At 40.0% G+C, this 12,172-nt stretch carries 10 protein-coding genes; 3 read left to right on the forward strand and 7 right to left on the reverse strand.

Annotated elements, in window-relative coordinates:
* Positions 1 to 376 precede the first annotated feature (376 nt).
* Together ispB and pckA are read left to right on the forward strand one after the other, a co-directional pair.
* Complete coding sequence (gene ispB / locus ACUR5C_RS10460) at positions 377 to 1,345, forward strand: octaprenyl diphosphate synthase (RefSeq protein WP_454465068.1); 969 nt, start codon at positions 377 to 379, stop codon at positions 1,343 to 1,345.
* Between the two features lie 172 nt (positions 1,346 to 1,517).
* A complete protein-coding gene (gene pckA, locus ACUR5C_RS10465; protein ID WP_454465069.1) occupies positions 1,518 to 3,140 on the forward strand; it encodes a phosphoenolpyruvate carboxykinase (ATP) in 1,623 nt (540 codons plus the stop codon).
* Positions 3,141 to 3,307: 167 nt separating this feature from the next.
* Here pckA and ACUR5C_RS10470 read toward each other — a convergent pair whose 3' ends face one another.
* The gene (locus ACUR5C_RS10470; protein ID WP_454465070.1) at positions 3,308 to 3,586 is read right to left on the reverse strand and encodes a peptidylprolyl isomerase; all 279 of its coding nucleotides are present in this window, start codon (positions 3,584 to 3,586) and stop codon (positions 3,308 to 3,310) included.
* Between the two features lie 204 nt (positions 3,587 to 3,790).
* On the opposite strand from ACUR5C_RS10470, the gene yacG reads away from it, so the two are divergent.
* On the forward strand, positions 3,791 to 3,979 hold the full coding sequence (gene yacG / locus ACUR5C_RS10475) for a DNA gyrase inhibitor YacG (protein ID WP_454465071.1): 189 nt from the start codon (positions 3,791 to 3,793) through the stop codon (positions 3,977 to 3,979).
* 32 nt (positions 3,980 to 4,011) lie between these two features.
* On the opposite strand, the gene ACUR5C_RS10480 is transcribed toward yacG, so the two are convergent.
* From ACUR5C_RS10480 to ACUR5C_RS10505, 6 genes are all read right to left on the reverse strand, one after another.
* Entirely contained in the window at positions 4,012 to 5,901 is a 1,890-nt protein-coding gene (locus ACUR5C_RS10480; protein WP_454465072.1) for a diguanylate cyclase, read from the reverse strand.
* Positions 5,902 to 6,017: 116 nt separating this feature from the next.
* Positions 6,018 to 7,802 (reverse strand): single-stranded-DNA-specific exonuclease RecJ, encoded by a 1,785-nt coding sequence (gene recJ, locus ACUR5C_RS10485; protein ID WP_454465073.1) that lies wholly within the window; start codon positions 7,800 to 7,802, stop codon positions 6,018 to 6,020.
* 54 nt (positions 7,803 to 7,856) lie between these two features.
* Positions 7,857 to 8,822 carry a hypothetical protein gene (locus ACUR5C_RS10490; RefSeq protein ID WP_454465074.1) on the reverse strand — a complete coding sequence of 322 codons (966 nt, stop codon included), beginning with the start codon at positions 8,820 to 8,822 and terminating at the stop codon, positions 7,857 to 7,859.
* Positions 8,822 to 10,081 carry an amidohydrolase family protein gene (locus ACUR5C_RS10495; RefSeq protein WP_454465075.1) on the reverse strand — a complete coding sequence of 420 codons (1,260 nt, stop codon included), beginning with the start codon at positions 10,079 to 10,081 and terminating at the stop codon, positions 8,822 to 8,824. Before ACUR5C_RS10495 ends, ACUR5C_RS10490 begins: the two co-directional genes overlap by 1 nt.
* Positions 10,082 to 10,092: 11 nt before the next feature.
* Positions 10,093 to 11,898 (reverse strand): sodium:solute symporter family protein, encoded by a 1,806-nt coding sequence (locus ACUR5C_RS10500; RefSeq protein ID WP_454465076.1) that lies wholly within the window; start codon positions 11,896 to 11,898, stop codon positions 10,093 to 10,095.
* A 7-nt stretch (positions 11,899 to 11,905) separates the two neighbouring features.
* On the reverse strand, positions 11,906 to 12,163 hold the full coding sequence (locus ACUR5C_RS10505) for a DUF4212 domain-containing protein (protein ID WP_454465077.1): 258 nt from the start codon (positions 12,161 to 12,163) through the stop codon (positions 11,906 to 11,908).
* Positions 12,164 to 12,172: the final 9 nt, after the last annotated feature.

Raw genomic sequence — 12,172 nt, forward strand, 5'->3', positions numbered from 1 at the left:
GGACACCCCATGTTTTGGGCATTCCTGCAAATAAGGGCGCGCATTTTAAGTCATTAGGCGCTGGCTCGCAAGCTTAAATCAGAGAAAATTGTAGATTTTTAGCAACTCGGTGCTAGAAAGCCAAACAAAGCGACTTTTTTTACTACCTAACCAGTTTTCACTTGACCAACAAGAATGCAACCCCTAGCATTCGCAACGTGCGCATTATAAACCATGTAAATCATTTTAGAAGGTTTTTTAGAGTAATTTACCCTTGCCTAATCTGAGTTGCGCTTGCAACCGCTAAATAAACGATTAGATTGATTGACAAACTATTGGGTGCGAATCAATCAAAAACTTAAAACTTAAAATAAAATCAATGGCATAGCAAAGTTTCATGGCTGATATTAATACAATTACGCAACTCATCGAAGACGACTTTAAAGCGACTAACCAAGTTATATTGGAGCAGCTAGCCTCGGACGTTGTGTTAGTCAACCAATTAGGGCATTACATAGTTTCTGCAGGTGGTAAGCGACTAAGGCCCTTATTGGTTTTAATGGTAGCCAACGCTTTAGGCTATCAAGGTAATCTTCATCAAACTTCGGCGGCAATAATCGAGTTTATTCACACCGCAACCCTGCTACATGACGATGTTGTTGACGAAAGCGACAGAAGACGCGGCCGTGAAACTGCAAATGCGCTATTTGGCAATGCGGCGAGCGTATTAGTAGGAGACTTTCTGTATTCACGCTCATTTCAAATGATGGTGCAGCTCGACAAAATGCAAATTATGCAAATCTTAGCGAATACCACCAACCAAATTGCCGAAGGCGAAGTGTTGCAATTGATGAACTGCAATGACCCCAACGCCACTGAAGCAAGCTACTTTCAAGTTATTCATAATAAAACGGCTATATTATTTGCTGCGGCCTGCGAGCTAGGCGCAATAATAAGTGATAGAGATGAGTTAGCTAAAGATTTACATCAGTTTGGGCTTCATTTAGGGCTAGCATTTCAATTAATGGATGACGCACTCGACTATATTTCTGACGGCGAAACGCTCGGAAAAAACGTTGGTGACGATTTAGCCGAAGGCAAACCAACGCTTCCGCTGATTTATGCTAAACAGCAAAGTGAAGGTGAAAATGCCGAATTAATTAAGCAGTGTATTGAAAATGGCGGTATCGAACACTTACACGCAATTCAACAAATAATCCAACAAACCGGTGCAATTGAGTACACCCTCAATAAGGCAAAGGCAGAAATAGATCTCGCCAAACAATGCCTCAACAAGATGCCCAGCAACCCTTTCACCCAAGCGCTATATCAATTAGCCGATATAGCAGTAGAGCGGCAATTTTAAAAAGCGCGAATAAACTTTAGAATTACCTAGTTTACAAGCGCTTAATTTGTTAATATTCGGCGCAAATTTTATACAGCCATTTTTTCAGTTTTAATGCCCAAGCTCAGCATTAAATATAACTGACTAGGTGGAACTACCCAAATACCCAAAAGTTAGCTGAGGATAGAATTACATGGTCACCAACACAGGGACTCAACACATCAAACAATCACTTGAAAGTTACGGAATCTCTAGCCCAAGCGAGATTGTTTACAATCCTTCTTACGAAGTTTTATTCGCTGAAGAAACAAACCCTGAACTTGAAGGATTCGACAAAGGTACAGTGACCAACTTAGGTGCAGTAACTGTAGATACCGGTATATTTACCGGTCGCTCTCCTAAAGATAAGTATATTGTCCGTGACGATACCACGCGTGATACAGTTTGGTGGTCTGATCAAGGCAAAAACGATAATAAGCCAATGAACCAAGAAACTTGGAACAGTTTAAAGTCTTTGGTGACTAATCAATTATCAGACAAACGCTTGTTTGTAGTTGATACCTTTTGTGGTGCAGATGAAAAAACTCGCTTAAAAGTCCGCTTTGTTACTGAAGTCGCTTGGCAAGCTCATTTTGTAAAAAATATGTTTATTCGACCAACCGATGCCGAACTAGAAGGCTTCGAACCAGACTTTATCGTAATGAACGGTGCGAAAACCACCAACCCTAACTGGAAAGAGCAAGGCTTAAATTCAGAAAACTTTGTCGCATTTAATCTAACTGAAAAAATCCAGTTAATTGGCGGTACTTGGTATGGTGGTGAAATGAAAAAAGGTATGTTCTCAATGATGAACTACCTGCTCCCATTAAAAGGTATTGCGTCAATGCATTGCTCCGCTAACGTTGGCGAAAAAGGTGATGTAGCGATTTTCTTTGGTCTTTCAGGCACTGGTAAAACAACTTTATCGACCGATCCAAAGCGTCAGCTCATTGGAGATGATGAACATGGCTGGGACGAAAATGGTGTATTTAACTTTGAAGGTGGCTGTTACGCCAAAACCATTAATTTAAGTAAAGAACAAGAGCCTGATATTTATAATGCGATACGTCGCGACGCACTACTTGAGAATGTCGCTGTTGACGAAAATGGTACAATTGATTTTGACAATGGCTCTAAAACTGAAAATACGCGTGTTTCTTACCCTATTTATCACATTGAAAATATTGTTAAGCCTGCTTCTATGGCTGGCCACGCCAAAAAGGTTATCTTTTTAACTGCTGACGCTTTTGGGGTTTTACCTCCGGTTTCTAAATTAACTCCAGAACAAACTGAGTACTACTTCTTATCAGGCTTTACTGCCAAACTAGCAGGCACAGAGCGTGGCATTACCGAACCAACCCCAACTTTCTCTAGCTGTTTTGGAGCTGCATTTTTAAGCCTTCATCCAACAACCTATGCAGAAGTTTTAGTAAAGCGAATGCAAGCCGTTGGTGCTGAAGCTTACCTAGTAAATACAGGCTGGAACGGCACCGGCAAGCGCATCTCAATTAAAGCGACTCGCGCTATTATTGACGAAATACTCGATGGCTCAATCGATAACGCTGAGTTTGTCGAACTACCTTATTTCGGTCTATCGGTACCAACACAAGTTAAAGGGGTATCTGAAGATATTTTAGACCCACGAAAAACTTATGCTAACCCAACAGAGTGGGACGCAAAAGCAAAAGATCTTGCGACTCTATTTGTGGAAAACTTTGTTAAGTTTACTGACACTAAAGAAGGCAAAGCACTAGTTGAAGCAGGCCCAAAACTTTAAACTAGCGGTTTATCGAAACGACAAAAAAAGCCTCTACTACAGAGGCTTTTTTTATGTGCTCTTTTTAGTTAGCGACTAACAATAAAAAAGGCCAACTTATTAAGTCAGCCTTTAATTAATCGCAGTTAACAACACAAAAAGCCAAATGGCTGTTTGCTTAATTTGTTTTAGCTACGGCTTGTCACTTCAACTAAGTGATAACCAAACTGAGTTTTTACTGGCCCATGAACTTCGCCTACTGGTTCATTAAAGCAAACCTTATCAAATTCTGGCACCATCATTCCTGGTCCAAAGGCTCCTAAATCACCACCGCTTTTAGAAGAAGGACAGCTTGAATGCTTCTTTGCTAATTCGGCAAAATCGGCACCTTCATTAATTTGAGCTTTTAGGTCATTACACTTTTCTTCAGATGACACCAAAATGTGTCTCGCGGTTGCTGTTGCCATGATATATCTCCAATACTTTTAAACGCTAGTTTTAATTTGGGTAAGATTATAACGATGAGAAAATTAATTTAGAAGTAATTAATCAATTTATTCATGATAAAATAGCGCTTTACGCTAGTTATTATTAGCAAGAATAGCGCATATCTCATTTTGAGACTTTATTTGGCTTAAGCGAGCCATCTAACCGAATTACCTGAGACTGTCATGAACAAAGATTTTATAATTGCTTGCCCCACTTGCCGCAAAAGCCTTAGATGGCAAGATTGCGAAGAACACCGCCCATTTTGCTCAAAACGTTGTCAATTGATTGATTTAGGTGAATGGGCTAATGAAAGCCATGCTATACCAGGCCAGCCCGTAATACTGCCGGAAGATGAAGAGTCGCAATATTAAAGCAATGCTTGCTTAACCAAGCGACCAAAAACTTATAATGCGAGCTGATCTCTGCCGTTTTGTTTAGCGCGATAGAGTGCTTCATCAGCTCGTTTTATCAAAGACTCAACACTGTCCTCTTGTTGCAGCGCTGCTGCCCCCATACTTAAAGTGACTGTTCTTTGATTAAGTTGGGAAACATTAATGGTCTTCAATTCTGTTTGAATTCTTTCAAAAACACGATGAACATGCTTTAACGAATTACCCGGCAATACCAGCAACCACTCTTCGCCTCCCCAGCGACCCAAAGCATCACAAGAACGTAATACGCGACTCATTGCCTGTGCCACTTCTTTTAAAACCATGTCACCTACGTCATGTCCATAGGTATCATTAATTGACTTAAAGTGATCAATATCTAGCATTCCTATACATAGGCTTGAACAATCAGCATGAGATTGAGCGATCGATTTATTTAAAAAGGCATTAATTGATCGCCGATTTCGCGTTTTGGTCAGCTCATCCATCATTGCCAGATCTTTAAAACGTTTTTTATTCTTAATTTGAAAAATCAAAAAATAAACTAATGAAACCACAAAAATAATTAAAAGTACTCCGCCAAAAAGCCAAATTTTCTCTTTATCCTTTTTTGACTGAAGTTCAGCTTCTGCTAACTTTTTTTGTGCCTGCAAAAGTTTATTTTCCGCTTCCGCTTCATTCAGTTCGTACATTGCTTGATACTGACGAGTTGTCTGTTTTTGCGCCGCTACTAGCTGCGCTTTATTTAATTCGACCCAACGGCTATAGGCATTTAACGCTCTTTGATTATAACCAGCCATATCATAAACTTTGGCTTGAGTGCTCACTAGTGCAATCTTTCGCTTAAGAGCCGCGTCACTTGTGACTAATTTTTCCGCTTGAGCTAAATCTTGTTGCCAACCAGACATTCCAATTGCCACTTTAACCCTTGCGCTTAATAGCCTCGAATAGATAAGCAGCCCAGTAGTTTCTGACTTTTCAAAAACAGGAATAATTTGCTCAAGCTTTTGTAACACCGCTTCATACTCGCCAACTTCTTCTTGGTACGCAGCAAGCTCATAGGTGGCGTAAGCGACCCCAATTAAGTCTCCTGCTTTTTGGGCATAGTTTAGCGAGAGTTCAGCATAAGGCTTAGCTTTCTCTATTTCTCCCATATTGCGATATACCAAAGCGACGTTATAGTAAGTAATTGACGCTTCAATCAGGTTTTCTTCTAAGTCAATTAAACTTAATGACTTTAAATGATACTCAATCGCCTGTTCTGGCTGACCTAATTCATCATAAATTAATGCAATGGTGGCCATTGCCTCTGAGCGGTCTTTAACACTTCCGCGCTGCCTAAAAATTTCACTGGCTTGGACTAAATATTTAAGTGCCTTTTCCATTCCGCCCATTTCATAAAAGGCACCGCCGACGAGCATTAAAACTTCGGCCATCAGTAATCCATTACGATCGATATTACGAGCTAGTGCTAAACTTTGTTCGGCACTTTGCTTTGCCAAGGTTTGCTTTTGCTGTGAGGTGTATGCCACTGTTAGCATTGCGAGAAATCTTGCTTGATAAGCGTCATTATTTAAACTACTTGCAAGTTCAAAGCCCGCTTGAGAAACTTCGGCCACATTATTGGGCTGCGATAAAAAATAATGAGCATTAGCAATTAAATAGTGAACTTCTAACCAATATTCACCATTTTGGAGCTCTTTTTCTGTTTGTAAGAGAGGCGATAACTCATCAATTAACGTTTGCGGTGAAATCGACAACTGAGCTTTATAAGCGGCTAAATCGAGTTTTTGTGAGGCAGCTAAAGGTTGTAGTGAGAGCATGCCAACGCCTATCACTAAAAATGCAGAGAGTAATATTTTCACGCCAGCACCATGATTAACCAAACAACTGCCTTTAAACACTATTTAAAACCCTTCAAATTATTATAAATAATTCAACTTAACTTAAAACGCTGATATAAATCAAAACAGTATCAAGTATAGTTGAATTTTTAAGGCATGATAGTCTCGTAGCAATTTTAAATAATTTCCAATTGCTCTAGCATTAACTGCAATGAAACATTACCTCTAAATTCATTGATGTCGAGCTTATAAACAGCATGAATTTTATCGCCTGTCTCGGCTCGCTGGTCTTCTGGGCAACGAAAATAAATGCCATCAACCGTTTGGTTATCTTTTTCTAATTGCAGTTTTAAGTGTTTTTCTCCCACTAAACGACTAGAAACAACGGTAAATTGATCATCAAATAAAGGCTCAGGAAAACCCTGCCCCCAAGGACCTACACCACGCAGTTGCTGAGCGAAGTCTAAACTTAAATCTTGCGCAGACAAACTAGCGTCAGTGACTAATTCATCCTTAATATCATCTCCATTTAAATGCGCAAGCACCCCATCATGAAATTTCTCACTAAATAGCGAGTAATCCTTTTCTTTAATTGATAATCCGGCAGCCATCGCATGCCCGCCAAACTTTTCAATAAGCGTTGGGTTTTGCCCATCGATTAAGGCTAAAACATCTCTAATATGCACGCCTTTAACCGAGCGAGCCGATCCCTTAATAGAAGGCTCATTTGAGTCATCATCTTTTGCAAAAACAATCACTGGTCGATTAAGCTTATCCTTTACTCTTGAAGCTAAAATACCAATCACTCCCTGGTGCCAATTAGGATCAAACAAACACATTGCCGTTGGACTGACAGGCTCGGTAAGTTGCTCACTGGCAGCTTGCCCGCGTTGTTGCTCAAATGTCGTTTGATTATGTTTAAAGTAGCTTGCTAAGTCAGCCTCGGCTTGCTCTAACATCTCACCTTCTATAGATTGACGATTTCTATTCAGCGTATCTAATCTCGTCGCAATGGGAAGTGCTTCTTGCAAACTATTGGCCAACAAACAATTTATCCCAATACTCATATCATCTAATCTACCGGCGGCATTGAGCCTGGGACCAATAGCAAAGCCCAAGTCGCTAGCTTGACAGCTACGGTAGTCTCTATTGGCAATTTGTAATAGTGCCATAATCCCTGGACAAGCTAAGCCACTACGAATACGTTTAAGCCCTTGCTCAACAAGTATGCGATTGTTTTTATCTAAAATAACGACATCGGCTACTGTGCCTAAAGCAACGATATCAAGCAAACAAGCTAAATTGGGCTCTTCAATATTTTGTGAAGCAAACCAGTTTTCATTGCGCATACAGCCACGTAGGGCAAGTAACAAATAAAAAGCCACGCCGACTCCCGCTAAATTTTTACTAGCAAACTTATCGTTGGGCTGGTTTGGGTTAACTATACATAATGCATCGGGAAGTTGTTCAGCAGCTAGGTGATGATCAGTGATAATGACAGGAATGTTTAATTGATTTGCTTTAGCAACACCGTCTATATTTGAAATTCCATTATCTACGGTAATAATTAGATCGGGCTTTAAAGTGGCGGCAAAATCCACTAACTCAACCGACAAGCCATAACCAAATTTAAACCTATCCGGTACTAAAAAATTAACTCGCTTAGCACCGAGCATTTTCAATCCCTTAACCATAATACTGCTGCTGGTAGCACCATCCGCATCAAAATCGCCGATAATTAATATTGACTGATTTGCTTTTACCGCCTTAAAAAGATGACTCGCGGCCTGCATATTATTTAATAGTTGATCTGGCGGAATAAGATTTGCTAACGAAAAATCTAAATCAATTGGTGATGTTACGCCTCGAGCCGCAAGGATCCCTTGTAATTTTAATGGTAGCTGTTTAAGTTGGCTCGACTTATCATCGACTTTACGATGAATGATTTTTTTAGTGTTCAAAGGATTCTCTCAGACATTAAAGTTTAATCATGATAAAAGCTAAAAACCAAATCTTTAAATTTTAAAGTCAAAATATATCTTTGATTTTTTGAGTAATTGGTTGGCAGCAAAATTTATTTTTTTCCACAGTGTTTTATGCTTAAAACGAATTTCAGCATCTTGGCAAATAATGCGTACATTGCTAAATTCTTTGTTGTAATGTGCTGACTTAACGCTAAACAATACTTGCTCATAATTCTCTCGCTCATTATCAAACACCACAACTGCACAGCTTCTAGATTTATTTTGGCTAAGTGAACTAAGTGGCTTACGAGCTAACAAGCTTTTTTCGCAGTAGCTAATCATGAGTTCATTATCACTCAATACGGTTAAATTACTATTTTTTATAAAGGGCAAATCTGGCATCGAGTCCAGCGAAATACAGTCATAAAAATGAACATTTAACATTTCACTTGCTTCCACAGCAAGCAGATCTTGATAGTCGATCATTTGCTTAATAAGCATTTGAATTTCAGTGGTTAATCTTTGCCAGTATTGCGCATCATCACCTAAGTACGGATAATTAAACATATCCTTTCCAACAAGGTCATTGTGCGCAATAGAAGCCAAAGATAATTCTTTTTCACTGGTAAAAAGCCAAGCTTGCTTATCAATTAAATAGAGGTGCTCTCCGTCTCGCATCAACTTTTCATTAATTTGTGCGACTATGCGAATCGCATCATTTTGCGAAAGCATTAATCCATTTTGCCCCAGCATGTAAGCACCGCGATGTGTCACCTGCAATAATACAGGGTCACAACAACAAGCCGTCTTAATATTATTTGCAAGTTCAAATTGCTCTATTCGCAGCCTAGTCCAAGGTAAATTTTTACTTTCCGCACCAATAAACTGACAAAATGTTGCTTGCCAGTCTTGCTCTAACTTAACTAAGTCAATGTTCACTTGCTGCCTGTGATCTTCGAGAAGGCTAACAGCGGTCTCATAAGGAAGTTCAGGTAGGAATAAAATAAGTTCGCGCATCAGCTATTACTCGGTACAAAAAAATCTTTGGTTTGAAATACGGAGTTTGAAAATCGGTTATTCTCATAGCTCATGAAGCGTTTTTGTAAAAAATCAAATAACCAAACATTGTGCTTTTTAACAGAGCTTAAAAATAGAGCCTGCTCTTCATTTAATAAAGCGTTCTTAAACATTTGCTTTGTCGATATAATTGGCATAACGCCTGGCAACGGGTAGTCTGACGCATACAACAAACGTGAATGCCAGCTTTGATTTTTTAATAACTTTTTAATATCTGTAACCTGCCTGTTGATTAAGTTAATCGCCGAAATATCTGCATATAAGTGCTTGCGATACTTAGCTTCATCCATTAGTCGCGAAAATAAGTCAAAGTTTGCCACCATTCGCGGTGTTTGCGCCTCAATATCGAGGCTACTTCCTAAGGATGCACAGTGCGCGACAATGACTTTAACACCAAGTTCAAGCGGCAGCCTTAGCAACAAAGGGTTAGCAAGCTGTTGCAAAGTTTCACTATGCACCGCCTTCTCTTCTCCGGCATGTGTTAGCAGTGGTAAATCGAGCTCAATAAGTTTTTTATAAAATAACTCACATTGGTTTGAAGAAGGATCAATGTTCATTGCCGGAGGTAGCCACTTAATCGCTTTCGCTCCATGATCTTTACACCACTGTAACTCTTCTAATGCATTTTCTTTATAAGGGTGAACTGAGCCAATCCACTCACAATAAGGAAGTAGTTTGGCAGTTCGTGCTGCGTATTGATTAGGCACATAAAAAGTGGAAGCTTGTTTAACTTGACGCCCTTGTTCGTCATGCTGATAGTCAAATGCCAACAGCATAAACTTAACACCTGCCGGTGAGCTAGCGGCTATTTTAGCGACACTTTCTAAAAACAGTCGATCGGCAAACTCTGCTTGGCCAATACAAGAGGCATTTAAGTAAAACCCATACTGAATTCTTTGTAATGGGCTAACCCATTGAGACATTTTAGGGTTCAAATAAATTTCACTGGGCTGCTGATCAATGCTTGGACTAATACCGTTACCCACTAAGTGAAAATGGCAATCCCAAATTTTCTTGGGATCAAGCCCCATAAAGGCTTGCTGCATTAACTTATGATTTTGTAAATTTTTTGGAAGCTCATCGAGTAAACACGGGTTACTAATTTCACCGTCAAAATAATAATGCCATCCTGCATAAGCTGAAACAGCGACAGCCGCACCGGAAGCAAAGCCAGCCTTTAAAAACTTTCTACGTTTCATTTTAAAGACAGTTAACTTGCATCGTTAGGCACTCTTAATCTTAATACCAAATCTTGAATAGGCTGCGGCGGTGCAGTAGTCGCGTAGCTGACAATAAAGGCTACGCCAAAATTAATCAGCATACCCAAACCACCAATTGCTTGTGGAGTAATTCCAAACAGCCAGTTTTCTTCAACATTGGCTGCGAAGGGCTCAATAAACACCCCTTTAAAATAAATAATATAGCAAAAGGTAAATATTAACCCCGCTAACATTCCGGCGATTGCACCGGGCTTATTAATGCGAGTACTAAAAATACCCAATAAAATTGCCGGAAATAATGAAGCAGCAGCCAAACCAAAAGCCATAGCCACAGTTTCAGCAACCCAACCTGGCGGGTTGGCCCCTAAATAACCAGCAATAATAATGGCGACAGTGATAGCAACTCGACCATAAAAAAGTTCTTGTTTTTCGGTTAATTGGGGAGCAAAAGTACTTTTCAGCAAGTCATGCGAAATTGAACTAGAGATAACCAACAACAACCCTGCTGCAGTTGATAATGCAGCCGCAATACCGCCCGCAGCGATTAGCGCGATCACCCAGGCAGGCAGCCCCGCTATTTCAGGATTCGCTAATACCATTATGTCTCTATCAACATAAACCTCATTGGCAAATGGCGCCCCATTGGCAATTAAACCTTCACTCGGATTAGTAACTAACCTTTGCCCGTGAGGTCCGGCTTGCTGCGCAAAAATTGGTGATTTGCCGGCAATACTATTACCCTTTGCATATTGAATTTTGCCATCTAGATTATGATCGTACCAAGCGAGTAGACCTGACTTTTCCCACGTTTTAAACCAGTTTGGTATATCTTTATATTGCGTACCCGTTGCATCAGGTCCGTTAATTGTTTCAATTAAGTTTAAACGAGACATTGAGCCAACGGCTGGAGCTAATGTATAAAGCAAGGCAATAAATAATAATGCGTATCCTGCCGAGCGGCGCGCATCAGACACTTTAGGTACTGTAAAAAAGCGCACTATCACATGAGGCAAGCCAGCAGTTCCAGCCATTAAAGCTAAAGTAAGAAAAAATAAATTCACTTGACTGGTCGCTGCTTCAGTATAAGCGCTAAACCCTAAATCCATCACAACGCGATCGAGCTTATCGAGCATAGCAACACTTGGGTCTGACGCTAAACTACTACCAAAACCAATTTGTGGAATTGGACTGCCGGTAAGCTGCAGTGAAATAAAAACCGCTGGCACTGTATACGCAAATATGAGAACACAGTATTGCGCCACTTGTGTATAAGTAATGCCTTTCATTCCACCGAGGACCGCGTAAACAAATACCACCAGCATACCAATCAGCAAGCCAGTAATTATATCAACTTCTAAAAAACGTGAAAAAACGATCCCTACACCACGCATTTGTCCGGCAATATAAGTAAACGAAATAAAGATAAGACATAACACTGCAACTATACGCGCGGTTTTAGAATAGTATCTTTCTCCAATAAATTCGGGTACGGTAAACTTTCCATACTTCCTTAAATAAGGTGCTAATAACATTGCCAAAAGCACATACCCACCGGTCCAGCCCATTAGGTACACTGAAGCATCGTAGCCTAAAAAAGCAATTAAACCAGCCATAGAAATAAAAGATGCCGCAGACATCCAGTCTGCCGCTGTGGCCATACCGTTAAGTACAGGGTTTACGCCACCGCCGGCAATGTAAAACTCCCCAGTAGTCGCGGCTTTCGCCCAAATAGCAATGCCGATATAAAGCGCAAATGAAAGGCCAACAAAAAGAAAAGTTAAAGTTTGAAGTTCCACAGCCCGACTAGTCCTTTACGTTAAACTGTTTGTCTAACTGATTCATTTTTAATATATAAAAACAAATAATCAGTAAGAAAGCATAAATAGCGCCTTGTTGAGCAAACCAAAAGCCGAGTTTAAATCCACCTAAACGAAACTGGTTTAACTCATCAACTAACAAAATACCAAAACCAAAAGACACCATGAACCAAACTACTAAACAAAGGCAAACTAGGCGTAAGTTCGCTCGCCAATAAGCTTGATGTCGTTGTTGTTTTTGCATTGCAATTCC

Source organism: Aliikangiella aequoris (assembly GCF_053709105.1).